The 20,228-nt window shown below is 30.9% G+C and carries 21 protein-coding genes, 2 tRNA genes, 1 riboswitch and 1 other annotated feature; of the genes, 15 read left to right on the plus strand and 8 right to left on the minus strand.

The genetic code is table 11. The annotated features are described in order from the left end of the window. Positions 1 to 14 precede the first annotated feature (14 nt). Together E0K96_RS08870 and E0K96_RS08875 are read right to left on the minus strand one after the other, a co-directional pair. Positions 15 to 1,295 (minus strand): glucose-6-phosphate isomerase, encoded by a 1,281-nt coding sequence (locus E0K96_RS08870; RefSeq protein ID WP_087243086.1) that lies wholly within the window; start codon positions 1,293 to 1,295, stop codon positions 15 to 17. After that, the gene (locus E0K96_RS08875; protein WP_087243084.1) at positions 1,295 to 1,669 is read right to left on the minus strand and encodes a CvfD/Ygs/GSP13 family RNA-binding post-transcriptional regulator; all 375 of its coding nucleotides are present in this window, start codon (positions 1,667 to 1,669) and stop codon (positions 1,295 to 1,297) included. Before E0K96_RS08875 ends, E0K96_RS08870 begins: the two co-directional genes overlap by 1 nt. Before the next feature lie 128 nt (positions 1,670 to 1,797). On the opposite strand from E0K96_RS08875, the gene E0K96_RS08880 reads away from it, so the two are divergent. From E0K96_RS08880 to hpf, 4 genes are all read left to right on the plus strand, one after another. Then, positions 1,798 to 2,022 carry a NifU family protein gene (locus E0K96_RS08880; RefSeq protein WP_087243082.1) on the plus strand — a complete coding sequence of 75 codons (225 nt, stop codon included), beginning with the start codon at positions 1,798 to 1,800 and terminating at the stop codon, positions 2,020 to 2,022. Between the two features lie 164 nt (positions 2,023 to 2,186). Next, positions 2,187 to 2,309, plus strand: a complete 123-nt coding sequence (locus E0K96_RS12200; protein WP_224759512.1) for a flagellar transcriptional regulator FlhC — start codon at positions 2,187 to 2,189, stop codon at positions 2,307 to 2,309. 6 nt (positions 2,310 to 2,315) lie between these two features. Further along, positions 2,316 to 2,413, plus strand: a riboswitch (SAM riboswitch). A gap of 54 nt (positions 2,414 to 2,467) precedes the next feature. Beyond that, positions 2,468 to 3,610, plus strand: a complete 1,143-nt coding sequence (metK, locus tag E0K96_RS08885) for a methionine adenosyltransferase (protein ID WP_168082625.1) — start codon at positions 2,468 to 2,470, stop codon at positions 3,608 to 3,610. Between the two features lie 92 nt (positions 3,611 to 3,702). Beyond that, a complete protein-coding gene (gene hpf / locus E0K96_RS08890; protein WP_087243078.1) occupies positions 3,703 to 4,242 on the plus strand; it encodes a ribosome hibernation-promoting factor, HPF/YfiA family in 540 nt (179 codons plus the stop codon). A 7-nt stretch (positions 4,243 to 4,249) separates the two neighbouring features. Here the strand turns inward: hpf and mnmL are convergent, their stop codons facing one another. Beyond that, positions 4,250 to 5,194: a tRNA modification radical SAM protein MnmL/YtqA gene (mnmL, locus tag E0K96_RS08895; protein ID WP_168082627.1), complete on the minus strand. Its 945-nt coding sequence runs from the start codon at positions 5,192 to 5,194 to the stop codon at positions 4,250 to 4,252. Positions 5,195 to 5,233: 39 nt separating this feature from the next. Here mnmL and E0K96_RS08900 point away from each other — a divergent pair, with 39 nt between their 5' ends. The 4 genes from E0K96_RS08900 (at position 5,234) to pheT (ending at position 12,579) form a co-directional block, all read left to right on the plus strand. Next, on the plus strand, positions 5,234 to 7,018 hold the full coding sequence (locus E0K96_RS08900; RefSeq protein WP_168082629.1) for an ABC transporter ATP-binding protein/permease: 1,785 nt from the start codon (positions 5,234 to 5,236) through the stop codon (positions 7,016 to 7,018). Between the two features lies 1 nt (position 7,019). After that, the gene (locus E0K96_RS08905) at positions 7,020 to 8,876 is read left to right on the plus strand and encodes an ABC transporter ATP-binding protein/permease (RefSeq protein WP_168082631.1); all 1,857 of its coding nucleotides are present in this window, start codon (positions 7,020 to 7,022) and stop codon (positions 8,874 to 8,876) included. 43 nt (positions 8,877 to 8,919) lie between these two features. Next, positions 8,920 to 9,117 (plus strand) — a binding site (T-box leader). Positions 9,118 to 9,149: 32 nt separating this feature from the next. After that, the gene (gene pheS / locus E0K96_RS08910; protein WP_087243070.1) at positions 9,150 to 10,184 is read left to right on the plus strand and encodes a phenylalanine--tRNA ligase subunit alpha; all 1,035 of its coding nucleotides are present in this window, start codon (positions 9,150 to 9,152) and stop codon (positions 10,182 to 10,184) included. Between the two features lie 4 nt (positions 10,185 to 10,188). Continuing rightward, positions 10,189 to 12,579 (plus strand): phenylalanine--tRNA ligase subunit beta, encoded by a 2,391-nt coding sequence (gene pheT, locus E0K96_RS08915; protein WP_168082633.1) that lies wholly within the window; start codon positions 10,189 to 10,191, stop codon positions 12,577 to 12,579. Positions 12,580 to 12,821: 242 nt separating this feature from the next. Here pheT and E0K96_RS08920 read toward each other — a convergent pair whose 3' ends face one another. The 3 genes from E0K96_RS08920 to E0K96_RS08930 are packed head-to-tail and all read right to left on the minus strand — an operon-like array spanning position 12,822 to position 15,220. After that, the gene (locus E0K96_RS08920) at positions 12,822 to 13,277 is read right to left on the minus strand and encodes a threonine/serine exporter family protein (protein WP_087297078.1); all 456 of its coding nucleotides are present in this window, start codon (positions 13,275 to 13,277) and stop codon (positions 12,822 to 12,824) included. Position 13,278: 1 nt separating this feature from the next. Further along, positions 13,279 to 14,031, minus strand: a complete 753-nt coding sequence (locus E0K96_RS08925) for a threonine/serine exporter family protein (protein WP_168082635.1) — start codon at positions 14,029 to 14,031, stop codon at positions 13,279 to 13,281. A gap of 37 nt (positions 14,032 to 14,068) precedes the next feature. Further along, positions 14,069 to 15,220: a nucleotidyltransferase gene (locus E0K96_RS08930; RefSeq protein ID WP_168082637.1), complete on the minus strand. Its 1,152-nt coding sequence runs from the start codon at positions 15,218 to 15,220 to the stop codon at positions 14,069 to 14,071. 146 nt (positions 15,221 to 15,366) lie between these two features. Between E0K96_RS08930 and E0K96_RS08935 the strand changes: the two genes are divergently transcribed. Further along, complete coding sequence (locus E0K96_RS08935) at positions 15,367 to 15,888, plus strand: YceD family protein (RefSeq protein ID WP_370519905.1); 522 nt, start codon at positions 15,367 to 15,369, stop codon at positions 15,886 to 15,888. 12 nt (positions 15,889 to 15,900) lie between these two features. Continuing rightward, on the plus strand, positions 15,901 to 16,068 hold the full coding sequence (gene rpmF, locus E0K96_RS08940) for a 50S ribosomal protein L32 (RefSeq protein ID WP_087243058.1): 168 nt from the start codon (positions 15,901 to 15,903) through the stop codon (positions 16,066 to 16,068). A gap of 86 nt (positions 16,069 to 16,154) precedes the next feature. Here rpmF and E0K96_RS08945 read toward each other — a convergent pair whose 3' ends face one another. Beyond that, a complete protein-coding gene (locus E0K96_RS08945; RefSeq protein WP_168082641.1) occupies positions 16,155 to 16,679 on the minus strand; it encodes a GNAT family N-acetyltransferase in 525 nt (174 codons plus the stop codon). A 2-nt stretch (positions 16,680 to 16,681) separates the two neighbouring features. Then, positions 16,682 to 17,047, minus strand: a complete 366-nt coding sequence (locus E0K96_RS08950; RefSeq protein WP_168082643.1) for a hypothetical protein — start codon at positions 17,045 to 17,047, stop codon at positions 16,682 to 16,684. A 99-nt stretch (positions 17,048 to 17,146) separates the two neighbouring features. Here E0K96_RS08950 and E0K96_RS08955 point away from each other — a divergent pair. The 5 genes from E0K96_RS08955 to E0K96_RS08975 all read left to right on the plus strand — a co-directional run bounded on the left by E0K96_RS08955 (position 17,147) and on the right by E0K96_RS08975 (position 19,942). Beyond that, positions 17,147 to 17,222 (plus strand) — tRNA-Glu (locus E0K96_RS08955). A gap of 3 nt (positions 17,223 to 17,225) precedes the next feature. Beyond that, a tRNA-Trp gene (locus E0K96_RS08960) sits at positions 17,226 to 17,299 on the plus strand. A 369-nt stretch (positions 17,300 to 17,668) separates the two neighbouring features. After that, positions 17,669 to 18,514 carry a MurR/RpiR family transcriptional regulator gene (locus tag E0K96_RS08965; RefSeq protein WP_168082645.1) on the plus strand — a complete coding sequence of 282 codons (846 nt, stop codon included), beginning with the start codon at positions 17,669 to 17,671 and terminating at the stop codon, positions 18,512 to 18,514. Between the two features lie 369 nt (positions 18,515 to 18,883). Further along, the gene (locus tag E0K96_RS08970) at positions 18,884 to 19,393 is read left to right on the plus strand and encodes a pyridoxamine 5'-phosphate oxidase family protein (protein ID WP_168082647.1); all 510 of its coding nucleotides are present in this window, start codon (positions 18,884 to 18,886) and stop codon (positions 19,391 to 19,393) included. Positions 19,394 to 19,564: 171 nt separating this feature from the next. Further along, positions 19,565 to 19,942: a DUF3795 domain-containing protein gene (locus E0K96_RS08975; RefSeq protein WP_240924486.1), complete on the plus strand. Its 378-nt coding sequence runs from the start codon at positions 19,565 to 19,567 to the stop codon at positions 19,940 to 19,942. Positions 19,943 to 20,228: the final 286 nt, after the last annotated feature.

Raw genomic sequence — 20,228 nt, forward strand, 5'->3', positions numbered from 1 at the left:
GTGATTGCTCACTTCTATACACCTGGCTTACCAAGTAATTTAAACATATTTTTCTTATAAACTTCAACACCTGGTTGATTGAATGGATTGACACCTAATAAGTATACTGATAAAGCACAAGCTTTTTCAAAGAAGTATACCATGTATCCAAATGAATATGGAGTTAATTCATCGAGTGTGATTTGAATGTTAGGAACATTTCCAGTATTGACATGAGCATCAATTGTTCCTTCACATGCTTTTTTATTAACATAATCAACAGTTTTTCCTGCAAGATAGTTTAAGTTATCTAAGTTATCAGGATCACTAGGAATTTCTAAATCAGAAATTGGATTTGCAATTTTTAAAATAGTTTCATATAAAACTTTGCTTCCTTCTTGAATAAATTGTCCAAGTGAATGTAAATCAGTTGAGAAAGTTGCACTTGTAGGTAAGATTCCTTTTCCTTCTTTTCCTTCTGATTCACCGAATAATTGTTTCCACCATTCAGCAGTTTGTGCTAACTGTAATTCATAAGTTACAAACATTTCAGCAGGATAACCTTGTTTTGATAACATTTGTCTTGCAACACCATATTGATAAGCGCTATTTTTGTCTAAGTCAGGATTGCTGTATTCTTCTCTTGCATCAGCAGCACCTTTCATCATAGCATCAATATCAATACCTGCCATAGCGATAGGGAATAAACCAACAGCAGTTAAAACAGAATAACGTCCACCAACATCATCAGGGACAACAAATGTTGTATATCCTTCGTTAGTAGCTAAAGTTTTTAATGCTCCTTTTTCTTTATCAGTAGTTGCAACAATTCTTTTTCTTGCAACTTCTTTACCTTTTGTTGATTCTAGTAATTCTTTAAAGATTCTAAATGCAATAGAAGTTTCAGTTGTTGTTCCAGATTTAGAAATAACATTAATTGCGAATTCTTTATCTTTTACATATTCTTTGACTTGAGATAAGTAGTTAGAAGAGAATGTATTTCCAATATAAATAATTTGCACAGAATGAGTAGGGTATAAACCATTTAAGGCTTCAATGGCAGCTCTTGCACCTAAATAAGAACCACCAATACCACATACTAATAAAACATCAATTTCATCTTTTAACTCATTAACTTTTGCTTTAATAGCTTCAACTTCATCTTTATCATAGTTTACAGGTAAGTCAACCCATCCTAAGAAGTCACTTCCTTGTCCAGTTTTGTTATGGATCATATCATGAATTTGAGCAACTTGTTCTTTGTATGAGTCCATACTTTCAGTTAATTTTGCTTTTGATAAATCAACTTTAATCATCATTCTTCCTCCTTGATTACGCCTAGAGTTATCCACTCAGGCAATTTTTCTTTTAATGGATAAAATCCTAAAGGTGTTTCTTGTATCTTTTCTCTCTGGTTTTTATAAGCTCTTTTGTATTTTCTTTTCGCCATATGAACAGCTTTTAAAGAAAGCTTGGCTTGATGTGTTGTATGATCAATATCAATCACTTTTACACGAATAACTTCGCCAACATGTACAAAATTTTCTACATTTCTAACGAATTTATCAGATATTTCAGAGATATGAATTAAACCAGAAGATTGATCAGGTAAAGATGCAAATGCACCATAAGGTTGAATTCCCGTAATGGTTACATCAATAATATCACCAGTTTTGACACGATGCTCCATTGACAGCCCTCCAATCACACTCATTATAGCATAAAGTCATATTTGTGGAAAGTGAAATCAAAGCATTGGACTTTTATTCTTAAAAAATTGTGGTATAATAAGAAAGATTTATAGAGGAGGCTGAAATCATGGATCAAGAAGCAGAAATTAAAAAAGTGATACATAAATTAAGACCTTATTTACAAAGAGATGGTGGAGACATTGAATTTGTAAAATTTGAAGATGGAATTGTTTATGTACAAATGCATGGTGCCTGTGCTGGATGTATGATGTTGGATGCAACTTTAAAGGATGGTGTCGAACAGATTTTAATTGAAGAAGTTCCAGGAGTTTTAGAAGTTCAGGCTATTTAATAAAAATTGAGAAAAATTTGAGAAAAAAACGACGAAAAATATATTATAATTATATTATGTGATAATATCACTTGATTTATAACAAACATTCTTATATACTTAGAAAGTCTTGTTTTGTAGAATAATGTCTACTTATTACGGTTAAAATAAGATTGGTGATAAGAATGAACAGAAAACAAGAACAATTAAAAATTGCATCAATTCTTTATGACTTAGGATTAGACATGGAATTAATTGAAGCTATGACATCTTTAAGTCATGAGGATTTAAAAAAATTATATCAATAATAAAAGCTCTTATTAAGAACCACGAGATGAGGATCTATGAAGTGGTGGCAACCCTTGTATAAAGAAGGTGCCTTACCTAGCAAGTTAGACTTGAACAATAAGAGGAAAGAAAGCTTTCCTCTTGAAAGCTTTTTTTATTGAAAAGTGGGAGGAGAAAAATGAAGAAAATTTTATTTACGTCTGAATCAGTTTCAGAAGGACATCCTGATAAAGTCTGTGACCAAATCAGTGATGCTATTTTAGATGCCTGTTTGGCTGAAGATCCATATTCACGTGTAGCATGTGAATGTTTTACAACAACAAATCTTTTGGTCATTGGTGGTGAAATTACAACACAGGCAGAGGTTAATTATGAACAAATTGCCAGAAATGTATTATGTCAAATCGGATATACAAGTGATGAGATTGGGATTGATGGTCATCATTGTGAAATTAAAAATGTTATAGGTATACAGTCAAGCGATATTGCTTTAGGAACGAATAAAGAAGTTGGAGGAGCAGGCGATCAGGGAATTATGTTTGGCTATGCTTCCAATGAAACAGAAGGATATATGCCTTTACCAATTTCTATTGCGCATCACTTGGTACGTTATGCAACTGAAAAACGCCATAGTGGTGAATTCCAATGGGCTAGACCAGATATGAAATCACAAGTGACAGTTGATTATACAGATGCTTTGCATCCCCGTATTGATACAATTTTAATGTCTATTCAACATGATTCTGATTTTGATGAAAAAGCTTTTAAGGATTATATTCAAAATGTCATTATGCAAGATGTTGTGAAAAAATATGGCATGAATACAGATTATAAAGTTTTGATTAATCCAACAGGACGTTTTGTCATTGGAGGTCCTCATGGCGATACAGGACTAACAGGTCGTAAAATTATTGTTGATACTTATGGAGGTTCTGCAAGACATGGTGGAGGTGCTTTCTCTGGAAAAGATCCTTCTAAAGTTGATCGTAGCGGTGCTTATATGGCAAGATATATGGCTAAAAATATTGTGGCAGCCGGACTTTGTGAACGTATTGAAATTCAATTGTCTTATGCTATTGGGGTCAAAGAGCCAACAAGTGTCTTTGTCGAAACTTATGGAACAGAAAAAGTATCAAAAGATGTTATTTTACAGGCTATTGAAAATGAATTTGATTTGACACCACAAGGTATTATTGATACTTTACAATTGCTTAGACCTATTTATCAAAAAACAGCAGTCTATGGTCATTTTGGTAGGGGAGATATTGATCTTCCATGGGAAAAATTAGATCGAGTAGAAAGTTTAAAAAAATATTTATAAGCTCCTAACGGGGCTTTTTTAATTTTTGAGCGAAATGAGTGTTTTTTATATGACAGAAATGGTATAATAAGATTAACGAAGGAGGAATATTTATGAAAGTCAGTATAAGAGGAAAAAATATTGCACTAACTGAAGGGATTGAAACAAAAATCAATAAAAAGCTCAGCATGTTAGATAAGTATTTCATTGTCAGTGATAATGTTGAAGCAAAAGTTTTGATTCGTACTTATCCAGTTGGTCAAAAAATTGAAGTGACTATTCCAACAGAATATGTATTATTAAGAGCAGAAGTTGTTGATAATGATCTTTATAATGCTATTGATTTAGTTATCGACAAATTAGAAGGACAAATTAGAAAGTATAAAACGAGATTAAGTCGTAAATCTAAAGATAATAAACTCGCATTTAATGTTGCTTCTATTGAACCTTTAGAACATGAGGAAGAAGATGTTATTGTCAAAACAAAATCAATCAGTCCTAAACCAATGGATATGGAAGAAGCGATTATGCAAATGGAATTGATTGGACATTCATTCTTTGTTTATCGTGATGTAGAAACAAATGAAATCAGTGTTGTTTATAAAAGACATAATGGTGGTTACGGACTTATTGAAACTCATGAAGCACAATAAAAAAGCTCTATACAGAGCTTTCTAGAAGATACCCTTGATGGGTATCTTTTTCTTTCATCAATTTATCAATATCATTAAGAATTGTTACTTTTTTGATTGACCATAAAGGTGCGACTAAATCTTGTAATGGTGCATCTCCGGTCAGTCTTTCAATCACAACATGACTAGGAATATACTGCAATTGGTCAACAACTAATGAAATATAGTCTTCACGCGTTAACATAGGAAAAGGTTGTTTTTGATATAAACGATGTAAAGCGGTATTTTTCAGCATATAAAGATTGTGAATTTTAAGTCCTTGAATATCTAATTGACCAACCTGTTTTGCTGTCTCTAACATCATATCATATGTTTCATAAGGTAGACCATTAATGATATGAACACAAACATCTAAATGGCGTTTTCTTAAACGATCAAGTCCTTCTAAAAAAGTCTGATAGTCGTGTCCACGATGAATCAGTTTGGCTGTCTGATCATGGATAGTCTGTAAACCAAGCTCTATGTATAAATCACATTTTTGAGATAATTGATATAGATAATCACAAATATCATCATCTAAACAGTCAGGACGTGTTGCAATCGCAATGCCAACAACATCTTTCATATCAACAAATGGTTCAAATCTTTCTTTGAGTTGAGCGACAGTACCATATGTATTGCTGTTGGCTTGAAAGTATGCAATAAACTGACAATCAGGCCATTTTTGACGCATTATCGAAGAAATATCGTGAAATTGTTTTTGTAAAGAATCTTGGACATTTCCAGCAAAGTCGCCTGAGCCAGAATCTGAGCAGAAAATACAGCCTCCATACCCGCATGTTCCATCTCGGTTAGGACAGGTAAAACCTGCATTTAAAGATACTTTCGCAACTTTATGATGATATTTATTTTTTAAAAAATAGTTATATGTATGATAGCGTTTGTTATCTAATGTATAAGGAAATTGATTCATAGCATCACCCGCTAAGATTATAACATAAAGGAGAATAGAATGTTAGAGTTAAAAAATATTTATAAGCAATATGAAACAACCCCAATTCTCAATCATATTTCTATTTGTTTTCCAGACACAGGAATGATTGGAATTCAAGGAAAAAGTGGTTGTGGAAAAAGTACACTTTTGTATATTATGGGATTATTGGATGAAGATTATGAGGGAGATATTCTTTTTAATCATGAAAAAATTGAAGATAAAGAAAAGTTTATATGCGAACATATGTCTTTTATGATGCAAAATAAAGATTTTATTTCTTCTTTAACCATTAAAGAAAATATTATTTTGCCTTGCCATATCAGTCATCTTCATTATAGTTCGTCATTGCTTCAAAAAGTTGTGAAACGACTTGGTATACAAGATTTGTTGTCCCGCTATCCTTCGCAATTATCTGGTGGTCAAATGAAAAGAGCATCTCTTGCGAAGGCGTTATTAAAGCAGTCCGATATTATTTTATGTGATGAACCGACTGGGGCTTTATATCATCATCAGGCTCAAGACGTTATGAAATATTTAAAAATGATTTCTCAAGATGCTTTGGTTATTATTGTTTCGCATGATCCACAGTTGTTACAGACATATTGCGATAGTGTATTGACATTAGAAGATGGTCAATTAAAAGGACATATGAAGCAATCTCAAAAGCCAAAAGAAATATCTTTAAAGAAACACCAGCATCATACTTTATGGTTTTATCCTATCAGACAAATAGTCTATCAAAGAAACAAACTCATGTTTCTTTTTTTATTTCAATGGATAGTGATTGTAGCGTTCTTTTTGATTGTAACAGCTATTTTTGGAGCGTTTGAAGCAACGTCTCAAAGTGAGCAACAAGCTGTTTTAAAAAATATCATAAATGTTGAAAACAAAGATGGGATGCCATTTGAAACAATGCTTTCTCATGAAGATATTGCTTATATAGATTATGGTTATCAATTAGAACAATATCAGCTTTGGCAGTCCCAACAGGAAATCGAAGATACTGCCTTATATTTTTTACCAGTGCAAAACACACATGTTCGTTTATTGAAAGGACGTTTTCCACAGGAAGCTCATGAAATTGTTGTCAGTCAGTCATTTGATCAAAAATATCATCAGCAGTCCATTGTTTTAACATATCAACAAAAAAGTATATCTTTAACAGTTGTGGGCGTTCTTCAAAAAGATTTTTTCAGTCAAAATGAAATTTATCTCAATCATACATTGAAACAAGAAATGCCAGAATTGATGAATAATCGTGAATTGATTGTAGAAAGTCAATTCAATAAAAATGAAAGTTTATATCAGACATTATCTAAAGACTATATTGTTTATAGTGAAATTCAAGAAAGAGTATCAAGTTATCAATCTTTATTGTCTTTAGCTCAAATAGTAGCAATGATTTTCATTGGAATGAGTTTGTTGATATCACTGATATTAATTGGAATTGTAGAATCCATTATTTATTTTGAAAGAAAACATGATATTGCATATTTATTATCACTAGGTATTTCATCTTTCAGACTGTTTATATTATCTCTTTTTGAGGCGATGCAATTGGGGTTGATTATTGCTGGTGGAGGTTGTTTGCTGGCGATGGTTATATATGAATATATCAATCATGTTGTGAATATTTCGCAATATGTTTCTTTTTCATTATTGTTAAAGCCTATCTTTTATTCACGCTATGATTTATATGTGATTATTTTTATGATTTATCTTGTGATGAGTGTTTTATCTGTTTTGCATCCTGTTAGAAAAATGATGAAAATGACGAAGATTGATGTTTTAAGGGAGGAATAATATGCTTGAAGTTCAACATATTTCAAAAAGATATCTCTATCAAAAAGTCTTGGATGACATATGTATGTGTTTTCCAACTTCAGGCATTGTTGCGATTGTGGGTCCTAGCGGTTGTGGAAAAACAACCTTATTACATATTCTAGGAGGTATTGATACTGATTTTCAAGGTGATATTTTATGGAAAAACAAGAGTGTTAAGCATCATTTGACACGTTATCGACGCCATCATGTCAGTTTTATCTTTCAACAGTTTCATCTGATTATGTGGCTATCTGTAAAACAAAATATAAGTTTACCACGTTTTTTTCATAAACAGGAAAAAGCATCATTATCACTGGCTTTAGAAACATTAAAAAATCAGTCTTTGCGTTCACTTTCACTTGGACAAAGACAGCGTCTGGCATATTTAAGAAGTCACTATCACCGTAGTGATATTCTTTTATGTGATGAACCTACAGGATCACTTGATCCCCAATATGCACAAGCTGTGATGGAATTATTAAAAGAAGAATCTCAACATCGTTTAGTTATTTTGGTATCTCATGATGAAAAGCTGGTAAGCCAATATAGTGATGAAGTTTATAAAATGCAGGACGGACAGATTATTGAGCATATATGCTTTCATGAAACAGAAAAAATTGAACGTTTTCCAACTGTACAAAAGAAGTATTTCTTATGCCATATGCGCCTTGCGTTTGCATCATTATGTTCACATAAGGCACGTTCATTTCAATTGATGATAGGTTTACTATTATCATTATTAAGCATTGTTTTAGCATTAACACTCACTCGTCATCTTGAACAGCAGTTTCATCAATATATTTACTCACTTGTTCCTGCATCAGGAATCAGTTTTCAATCACGTTATCAACAATCTCTGTCTTTAGATTTATTAGATCAGATAAAAAATCAACCTGGAATTATGAAAAGTGAGATGTTTTTAGATGATTATGAATGTTTAGGAATTGGTTTTCAATCTGAAAGATATGAACAATCTCAGACTTTATTTATTGGAGATGATACTTCTCCTTATACATATCTGTCATTAAAATACGGAAATTATCCACAGGCACATCATGAAATTTTATTATCTCTTTCAACTGCTAGACATCTTTGTGGACAGCAGGATGTCGCTTCTTTGATCGGGCAGAATGTTTATGCCTGGTATCAACATGATTGGGAAGTGAAAGGTATTTGTTATAAAATTGTTGGTATTACGAATCAAACTACCGCTCTAGATACACTCTATCAGATGGATCATGCTTACATTTATTTATTGAAAGATATTTATCAATATGAGCTTGAACAGGTGTCATCACATTTAGGAATTGTTTATGTACATCCTGACTATCATAGAGATCATGTTATGAAACAGTTGAAAAAACAATTTCCAGATTATGAATTTTTAGCGATAGGAGAATCGACAACTCAAAATGTATCACAAGTTTTAAATCAAGCGAATATCACCTTGCTGGTTTTTTCTCTTTTGGCTATTTTATCTTCTTTATTTTTGATTGGTGAAGTTATGTTTTTAAATGTGATACAAAAGAAAAAAGATTTAGCTATCATGAAATGTTTTGGAGCCAGTTCTTTAGATATTATTAAAATTGTGCTTTATGAGTCTTTACAAATTCTTATATTAACACAGTCTATATGCATGATTTTGTATTATCAATTGATTCATATGATGAATATCTTTTTACAGAATATGTTTGAAAGTGAATTGTTTTCTATACAGGTAGATATAAATATTATTGCTTTTGTTTTTATTGTTAGTGACTTACTTGTTTTGATAAGTCAGTTACCACCATTGTTGTATATTTTAAAAATGAACACTGTTCAGGCATTAAAAGAGTAAAGAAAAACTTGTTTTTATATAAAAAGTTAGTTATAATAGTACCGTTAATACGATGAAGAGGACAAGTAGATAAAGAATTTGTATCAGAGAGGAAAACGATGGCTGAAAGTTTTCTTACAATGCATTTATTGAATTCACCTTGGAGTGCGACTAATCATCGCCGCGAAGCAGCGTTATTGCAGTAAAGGTGCATAACATTTGTTATGAATTAGGATGGTACCGCGATACAATCGTTCCTATGTGGAACGATTTTTTTATTTGAAGGAGGATATTATGGACGAATTATTAAAGATTAAAGAAGAAGCTTTATTGAAGATTCATGATTGTTCATCATTAAAAGATTTAAATGATTTAAGGGTTTTCTATCTAGGGAAAAAAGGCCCAATGCAATCTGCAATGAAGTCAATGAAAGATATGTCTAAAGAACAACGTGCGTCTTTTGGGCAAGTATCAAATAAGGTTAAACAAGAGATAACACAAGCTATTGAAGAAAAAAGAAAAGTATTAGAAGAAGCTGAAATGCTTAAGAAAATTCAAAATGAAAAAATTGATATTAGTTTACCTGGTAGTCAATTGCCACTTGGAACAATTCATCCTTTAACAATGATTAGAGAAGAATTAGAAGATTTATTTATTGGAATGGGATATAGTATCGCAGAAGGTCCTGAAGTTGAAAGCGATCATTTTAATTTCGAGCTTATGAATTTACCAAAGGATCATCCTGCAAGAGATATGCAAGATACTTTCTATATTGATGAAAATACTTTATTAAGAACACATACATCACCAGTTCAGGCACATGTTATGTTAGCGGCTAATGGAAGAGGACCAATCAAAGTTATTTGTCCAGGAAAAACATATCGCCGTGATGATGATGATGCAACACATTCGCATCAGTTCAGTCAATGTGAAGGATTGGTTATTGATAAAAATATTACCATGGCTGACTTAAAAGGAACATTGGAATTATTTGCGAAAAAGATGTTTGGTGAAAAACGTGAAATTCGTTTAAGACCTTCATATTTCCCATTTACAGAACCAAGTGTTGAAGTTGATATTTCATGCTATAACTGTAATGGAAAAGGATGTTCAATGTGTAAAAATACAGGTTGGATTGAAATTTTAGGTGCTGGTATGGTGAATCCTAAAGTTTTAGAAATGTGTGGATTTGATAGCCAGGTTTATCAGGGATTTGCATTTGGTATTGGATTAGAACGTGTGGCTATGTTGAAATATGGTATTGATAATATTAGAGATTTTTATAGTGGTGATTTAAGATTCTTAAATCAATTTGTAAGAAAGGATTAGACATATGGAAGCAAGTTTAAAATTATTAAATCAATATGTAAAAGTTGATGATTTTTCAGCTCAGGAAATTGCTGATCAATTGACATCTATAGGTCATGAAGTTGAAGGAATGCATGTCTTTGCAAGAGGTGATAAACTTGTTGTTGGATATGTAAAAGAAAAGGTTCCTCATCCTGATAGTGACCATTTAAATATTTGTCAAGTAGAAGTAGGAAATGGAGTCACTCAACAGATTGTTTGTGGAGCTCCTAATGTTGCTGCTGGGCAAAAAGTGATTGTGGCTTTACCAGGATGTGATTTAGGTGATGGGTTTAAAATTAAAGAAGCCAAAATACGTGGTATAGAATCAAATGGTATGATTTGTTCTATTGCTGAACTTGGAATTGATCAAAGATTATTACGTGAACAAGATAAAGCAGGAATTCATGTTTTAGATGCTGATGCTCCAGTTGGTGAAGAGGCTTTAAAATATATGGGGTATGATGATACTGTTTTAGACATTGGTTTAACACCAAATCGTGCTGATTGTATGGCAATGATTGCTTTGGCTTATGAAGTAGGAGCATTGTTAAAAAGAGATGTTCATGTTCCAGAAATGAAAACTTTAAATGAATTAGAAAGCGATATTGAAATTGATGTACAAACAGATTTATGTCCATGTTTTGGGGCTAAACTAGTCAAAGGTGTTCAAACTAAGGAATCACCAGAATGGCTAAGAACATTTTTAATGGCAAGTGGTATTAAGCCAATTAATAATATTGTAGATATTTCTAACTTTGTTATGTTAGAAACAGGACAACCTATTCATATGTATGATTATGATAAGTTAAAAGAAAAACGTTTTGTTATTAAGACTGGATTCCATCAAAAAGCAACATTATTAGATGGTAAAGAATATGAAATCTTACCTGAAGATATTATTGTTTCTACTGATCAGGGAATTGGATGTGTTGCTGGTGTTATGGGTGGTGATGACACAAAGATTGATGAAAATACAGTGAATATTGTCATTGAAGCTGCAACATTCCATGGAGCTACATTAAGAAATACAGCACGTCGTTTAAATTTATTAACAGATGCTTCTCAACACTATATCAAAGGAGCTATTGATACAGCAAATACACCTCGTGTTCTAAATCGTTGTGCTGCTTTACTTGAAGAATTGGCTGATGCTAAAGAAATTTATCAAACAGTCATGACTGATTATGAAATGGCAGAAAAAGTGATTACATTGACAACATCACGTGTCAATGGATTATTAGGAACAACAATTTCAACTGAAGATATTGAAGATATATTAACAAGATTACATTTTACATATACATTAGATAATGAAACATTTACTGTTCATGTTCCATCATATCGTAATGATATGTCAATGGATGCGGATGTCATTGAAGAAATTGCTAGAATGTATGGTTATGATCATATTCCATCTACATTACCATTAATGGAAATGACAAAAGGGGCTTTAACACCTGTTCAAAGTCATACAAAAGCAATAAGACATTTATTAACAGATTTAGGATTACATGAAGTTATAACATATACGTTGACTTCACCATCTATGGTAGATGATTTTAATCTTTTCCATAAAGATGATCATATTGCTTTAATGTTGCCAATCGGTGAAGAAAGAAGTGTAACAAGAAAATCATTAATTCCATCTTTATTACAGGCAATTAATTATAATACAGCTCATTCTCAAAAAGATGTTATGATTTATGAAATTTCTAATACTTATTCTCAAGGTCATGAAATTCAAAATTTAGCTATTGCATGCACAGGTATGTATCATGATGTGACATGGCAACAAATTCAACAAAAAGCTGATTTCTATTTGGTTAAAGGATTTGTGGAAACAATTTTAAAGAAATTAGGAATTAAAGAATCACGTTATACATTAAAACGTGTTGAAGAAGATAATCAACACTTCCATCCTGGAAGAAGTGGATATTTAATGATGGGTAATGACATTGTTGGTGTTATTGGTGAAATTCATCCTCGCCTTGCGAAAAAATATGATGTCAAAGATGTCTATGTTGCAGAATTAAATCTATCTGTTTTATTAAATTTAAAGAAACCAGCAATTAAATTTACAGATATTCCACAATATCCTTCAGTAACAAGAGATATTGCTTTGGTTATGGATCAAGATATTCCTGTTAATGATGTTGTACGCTCTATTTGTAAAGCAGGTCAACGTTTCATTGTTGATACAAAGATTTTTGATATTTATGAAGGAGAACGTATTGAAAGTGGTAAAAAGTCTGTTGCTATTGCGTTAACATTCCAGGATGCTTCAAAAACATTGGATGATGCAACAATTAATGCAACTATGGAACAAATTTTAAATGCTGTTTCTAAAGAATATGGAGCACATTTAAGAGTTTAAATTCAATACTTTGAGTTCTCTTTATGCGGTTTATATTGTTATTTGAAGAATGGATTGAAAACGAACTGATGAAGGCTTACTTTAGAAGTTAAAAGTTTTCAAGCTACCATGATTGATTATAAATGGAGATGATTTTGTTCATCTCCTTATTTATTATATAATGATATGATTTTATGAATGTGTATAAAATAAAAAGTTATAATACAAGATGCTCATCATCTTAGCATTATAACTTCTTTTATTTATCCCATATCAATAAAATTCTTTGTTTTGATTCTTTTATAAACTTGAAATGCTGTAGAGGAAATCAAAATAGCTAAAGCTAGTGAAAGACTGGTTCCTAAAGTGGATAAAAAGCTTTTCATAAAAAGGTCATTCATCCCTTGTACAGCATACAGCATTGTATAGTAAATACCACTACCAGGAACTAATGGAAAGCAACCGATAACAATAAAAATGGTAGCAGGGGCTTTGAAAAACCTAGCAAAACATTCAGCAAGCAATGATACGCAAAGCATTGCAATAAAACTTTGTAGGAAAATATTGTTGAGTGAAGCAGTTGCTAAATAAATAAACCATCCTAGCGCACCAATAAGAGATCCTGTTAAAGAAAATCGAATATTTTTCTGTATTCTAAATATAAAAGTAAAACCAAAGCAGCCTATAAAAGCTGATAAACATTGTATAAACCCTTCCATTTTAAACTCCTTGTAAAACCATCATCATAATCCCTACACCAATAGCAATGCTGGCAGCTATTAAAATAGCTTCAATCATACGAGATAATCCAGAAACAAAGTCACCGCCAATAATATCCCTTAGACTATTTGTAATAGCAATACCAGGAACAAGAATCATTAAAGTTCCTGTAATCACTGCCTGCTGATTGGTAATGAAATTTATTTTTTGTGCAATAATAGCAATACTGGCTAAAACCATACTTGCTAGAATTGTACGAACGATTCCATTAACATCAAGCTTTTCTAAAAGATATATAAAATAGTATAAAATAAACCCGATAAAAGCAGAAACAATCATTTCGTTAATATGTCCACCAAAAAATGCACAGAACATGGCTGCGGATACAATATAGCCAATAAGTATGAGACGATAATTCAATCTTTCGGATTCAATTATCTCAATTTGATTTTTGATTTCATCTAGAGATAATTCTTGATTACTGATTTGTCTGACTAAGCAATTGAGTTCATATAAATGATCCAGATGAGTACGATTACTACGTGATCGCCTGGATGATTGATAGGGTGTTCCATCATGCAAAGTTAATGATAAAGTAAAATATGATGGGATTGCGAAAACTTCAATATCAGTAAAGCCAAATCCTTCACACATTCTTTTTAAAGATTCTTCTACACGGTATATTTCTGCACCATGCTTTAATAACAATTGTCCAATTTTATTGATTTGTTGTAAAATGTCTAAATCGTTCATTTTTTTCACCCCACAGATAATTGTTATATCATAAACCTCATGATTGAATCAATGGAATATGTGAAAATTCTTCTTGAATAAGTGCTTGTGGGTGAGAAGATAAAAGTGAAAGTAAACGTGTTGCTTTCAGTTCTATTTCTAAAGCAGGGTGATGATATTTTGGCAGGTTAGTAATTAAAGAATAAGGACATGTTTTTTTAATAGTAGATAAATATTGTCTTCCCTTTTGATTCATAGCTAAGACTCTTAAATAATCGACATGCATGGCATTATGAATATCATTTTTTGTGTTCTTCATTAAAATATGAATAAGCATACGCGAAATACGTGGACGTGTATAACGTTTAGAGGATAACTGATTGATGAATTCTTCCATTGATGAACAAGATTGGATATGTTTATATAATAAATTTTCTAAACCTTCATCGACCATATGATAGCTTTTTAGTTCCTGTAAACTGGATGTACAAATTTGATATTGTAAATATGGAAAAAAATCTTCAAGTTGAAAAAGATCACAATGATGATAAAGATTGGCATGAGGTAGGGAATGAGAAAAATCTTGCTTATTTCTTATAGCATTTCTGATAGCTGATGCACTGGCAATGGTTTGAAGATTTAATCCATGATAAGCATTTGTTCTTGGAAAACAATGAGGAGTTATAGGATATTGATGGAAAATAATTTCTTTGACATAACTGAGTCCTAATAAATCATTGGGTGTTTTAATTTCTTTATTCATAATGTATTGAAGTGCCTGATTGCAGGCATCAGCATAGCGTAATCCTTTTTTCATAGCTTTTTGAACATATTCATTATAGATATCTTGATGCTGAAAAATGGCTTGAGCAATATCAACAAAAGTTGAAATACGGCCATCTTCACTACCAAAACATATATCAGTGACTCCTATAGTTGCTAATAAATCTATAGCTCCTTTTGCGAAATAGTCTGCACTCTGGCAAGTATAAACAAAAGGTAATTCAATCACTAAATCTACACCAAATTCGATTGCTAACTGACTGCGTTTCCATTTATCAATAATAGCTGGTTCACCTCTTTGTACAAATGATGATGACATAATCGCAATTGTATAATCAAATTGTGCCAGAGACTTTGCTTTTTGGATATGATAAATGTGTCCATTATGAAAAGGATTATATTCAACAATTAATCCTAATATTCTCATGGCTTTCACCTCCAAGGGATAGTTTAACATAGTTTAGGAAATAAACATAGTTTTACTTGAAAAGAGTGGAAATATTCAATGAAATATTTAAATTTAGATTGACATATTTCTTACTTTTATATATAATGGGCTATGCGATGTAAAGGGTGATTTTTTTGAAATGGAATTTACAATGGATTATTAAACAAAAAGATGGTTGTTTTCATTTTGATGAAAAATTAAGTTTTCCATCAGAAATGTTCCATAATTTATCCCAAATTAATGGTTTAAAGGATGTTCATGTTCAAGGACAGGGACGTTTAGACACAAAAAATCATCAATTATACGTTGATTTCCAAATAGATGGAGAATTGATTTTACCATGTGCCATATCATTGGAAGATGTGGATTATCCTTTCCATATTGAATCAAATGTTATTTTTGCTTTTTATAAACCACAAGATGATGAAGAGGTTATAGAAGTTAAGAAAAACATTGTTGATTTAACACCTGTCATTTTCCAGGAGATTATGCTGGAAGTTCCAATGAGAGTTGTTAAGGAAGGTGCTTCTTTAAAGACTCAAGGTCATGGCTGGAAAGTATTAAGTGAAGAGGATGAAAAACATGATGAGGATTATATTGATCCTCGTTTAGCGAAGCTTAAAGATTATTTTAAGGATAAGGAATAAGGAGGTGTACCTATGGCAGTACCACAAAGAAGAGTTTCAAAAACAAGAAGAAACAAAAGAAGAACACATGACAAGTTAACAGTACCAAGTGTCGTTGTTTGCCCAGAATGTGGAGAATATAAATTATCTCATAGAGTATGCAAACATTGCGGAACTTACAACGGACAAAAAGTGTTATAAAAACTGCCCCTTATTTCAAGGGCTTTTTTTATGAATAAATGAAAATAAGAGAATAGCGATTTAGCTGTTCTCTTATTTTTTGAAAATTATTTTCGTTGATGAATAAAATTTTGAGGTAACAGTTCATAAAAAATAGCTGAATGCATTTCTCCTTGAGGATCTTTCCAATAATTATATTGGATATCATATTTTTGAAAACCTATTTTTTCATAAACATGTTGCGCACGAAGATTATTCAAATCTGTACTTAAAACTATTTTGGGTACACCTTTTTGAAAGAGTTCATGAATGAATAATGTGAGTATGGTATGACCTAAACCTTGATTTTGCATATTTATTTCACATATTTTAATGCCAATTTCAACTGCGTCATGACAAGGAAAAAAGCACATCTCCCCAATGTGGCAATCTTTATATTCGATAATAAGACGATGCTTATGATTTTTGATTTCTTCTTGGAGCTGATGCTTAACTTTTTGTACGGTTGTATTGATACCTTTTGGAAATCCAGCATGAGCCATTATTTTTCTGTCATTCCACCATTTTGTAAGAATGGTTGCATCATTTTCTTTTGCATCACGAATGAGTATATTTTTATAAAGAATTTTCATTATTATCTTTTTCTTCTACGATTTTTTCTTGTCGCTTGAAATCCTTCTTCTCTTTCTCTATAATTTAAAAAACTTCCTAGATCATAAACAACATAATCTTTCTTTAATAGTTTTTTACAGGCTTTTTCACTGAGTGCCTTGTTAATGGCATATAAATAATATTTCATGTTTTTATTAGGATATGATTCTTCAAATCTATCTAATAAACGAAAAGGAAAACATTCTGCATCAGCAATATGTAATTCATCATAGTCTTTTAATTCATCTAAACATATAATTGTGATTTTATCAGGATTTTTTTCATATTGACGAAATCCTTCATTAATATCTATTTTCTTAATTTCTACTTTTTTTCCAAAACCAAACATTTTATTTCCTCCAATACTTATCTATAATATCACTATTTCTTTATTTTTTCTATTGCTTTTCTATATTTTATATGTTATTATTACAAAGCAAAATCAATTGGCCTGTTGGAGAAACGGTTAACTCACATGCCTTTCACGCATGCATTCACGGGTTCGAATCCCGTACAGGTCACCATATAGGGGCGTGGTTCAATGGTAGAGCATCGGTCTCCAAAACCGTGGACGCGGGTTCGATTCCTGCCGCCCCTGCCATCAGTAAGTTAGAGCGATTGATCGCTCTTTTTTCTTATCCAAATATATTATTTACAACAAAAGTCATCTCATTGAGATAAATAGTAATTGGGTGGCTTTTTGTTCAATGAAATCTATATATGATTAATGTAAAAAAATATTTGATAATTTTGTTATTATTTATAGAGATTTCATGTTTTTTAGATGGCTTGTAATATCATTTCTCAAATAGAAGTATTTACTTTAACAGGAAATAAACGAGAAATTAAAAAGTATGGTATAATATTTTTATAGAATATAGAAATAGTTATTTTCATGAAATAATCAATGTATCATAAACATGAGTTTTATAAACAATAAATTGAAAATAGAAGAGGAAAGTGATGCTTTATGAGTCTGATTTTAGAAAAAATAGCACAAGATTATAAATTGAATGATAATGATTTATATTTAGCTCAATATATTATTGATCATAGTGATGAAGTGATTCATCTGTCTACGCATCAACTTGCTAAAAATACATACACCAGTGCAACAGCTGTTGTAAGATTCGTAAAAAAACTTGGTTTTGTAAGTTATAATGATTTTAAAATTCATATTCATTCTTTTTTAAATCAATATTATTTGAAAGATATGGAAATTTTATCTCATGAAAGCTTATTTTCAATTAAGGAGAAGTTGTCTGAAATTGAAGTAGGTATTATGAATCAGACAAAGCATATGCTTTCAATAGATACTTTAAAAGAAGTCATGTTCCATATTTCGCAGAATCAATATATTGATATTATTGCTAATGACACAAATGCCTGCATTGGTGAATATGCTAGTCATTTATTGTTGAGTACAGGAAAAATAACAACGGTTTACCAAAACAGGGATAAACAGTTATGGCTGAGTTTGAATGTGGATTCTCATCATACAGTCATTATGATAAGTAAAAATGGCAAAAATGAACATCTTTTAAATATTGCTGATATTTTGATCAAAAGAAAAATTCCTTTTATTATCATTACAAGTCATAAAGAAAATCCTCTTTCAAAAAAGCAAGCTATTTTGTTACATGGTATGGTTCATGATGAATTTGAAAGCTTAAAGGATATGGTCTTTTATATTTCTTTAAAGTATATTTTTGATCTGATATACAGTATTATCATTTCAGACAATTTACAACAGGCTAAAGAAGTGGATCAGCTTTATGGGTCGCTATTTGATAAGAAAATGTCATACAATAAATGAAGGGATCATTAGCTACTTTTTGTTACAATGTAACACCTTATAACTGTTTTTAGGATAAATTTTGTAGTAACATTCCATAATCATTTCTGTGTATTGTATAATTATAAAAACAATGTATGATAAATATGTCAACAGTTTTATGAAAAGGAGAGATTATACATGGTTTTAAGAAAGAATTTTTATGGGGTGGGACCTTAGATGCATAGCAGTTTAAATATGTTATTGTGGAAACGTCAAAAGGGTTAAGTATTGCTGATGTAATGATGGTTAAAGCATAGAGTGTATCCTGAGAAACTATTATTTAGATTATGTAGGAATTGAGTTTTATTATCGCTGTAAAGAAGTTATTAAGTCAAATGGAGAAGTATTATGAGAAGAAAAGATAGAGAAATAACAGATTTTAATGAAATCATGAATATTATCAATAAGTGTGATGTGTGTCGTTTGGCATTATTTGATGAAGATTATCCTTATATCGTCCCATTGAATTTTGGTGTAGATAAAGAAGATGATCAATTGTATTTGTATTTTCATTGTGCTAATCAAGGAAAAAAATTAGACTTGATGAAACAAAACAATAAGGCTACTTTTGAAATGGATTGTGAACATAATATTATTCTTTATGATGAAAGAATGTCATGTACAATGGGATATGCAAGTGTAATTGGTCATGGAGAAATTGAATTCGTAGAAGATGAGGATAAATTTGAAGCATTAAAAATATTAATGAAACATTATCATAATGAAGAATTTCAATTTAATACAAATCTTATGAAGGCGACAACAGTCTTTAGATTAAAAGTGTTAGATATGGTAGGAAAAAGAAGAAATAATATTCATCCTGAAGAAAAGACAAAAAGACATATTACATTAGAGTAAAAGATTTCATATATGAAATGAAAAAGTTTAAAATAGAAATGATTAAGAGGTAGTTCTTTTTGAACTGCTTTTTTATATGAAAATTAAAATTTTTTTCATTTGTGTGACGATGAACAAGATATTTAAAAATGTGTTATGATATTTTTATAAATGAAAGAGGAGGTAATGCTTATGAGCTCTAAAGGATTTGGCTATTGTGGATTAGCTTGTGATTATTGTCAGGATAATCCAAATTGTGTTGGTTGCAAAAAGGGAGGCTGTCCTGAAAAGGATGCTTGTAAAAACTATCAATGCTGTACATCTAAAAATTATAAGTATTGTTTTGAATGTCCAGATTTTCCGTGTGAAGATAGTATTTTACATAAACTAAGGATAAGAACATTTTGTCAATATATTCAAAGATATGGAGAAGAAGATTTAAAAAAGCATTTGGAAGAAAATTATAAAAAGGGAATTGTATATCATTATCAAAATAAGCATATAGGAGATTATGATCAATTTGACACAGAAAATGAAATAATAGAATTTATAAAAAATGGTAGAAAATAGCTAACATAATAAAAAAATGAGTATATAAAAACCACGTATTCATGAAATGGAACCTTAAAAATAGTATAACAATAAGAGAGCTTCCATACTTTTAAACGTGGTTATCATTTGAAAATGATTATTACTTTTATGGTCTGTATTAAAATTCAGTAATCCATAAGAATTATTTTAGGATGTCATTGAGATTTAATTTCTTGAATATTTGTATAAAATCATATGCCAAATATTTTTGGGTTCATTCATTTGATTTTTTAGTTATTGGATATATATGGGTTTATTATTATCT

This window comes from Massilimicrobiota sp. SW1139 (assembly GCF_012027715.1).
Classification (GTDB): Bacteria; Bacillota_I; Bacilli_A; order Erysipelotrichales; family Coprobacillaceae; genus Allocoprobacillus; species Allocoprobacillus merdigallinarum.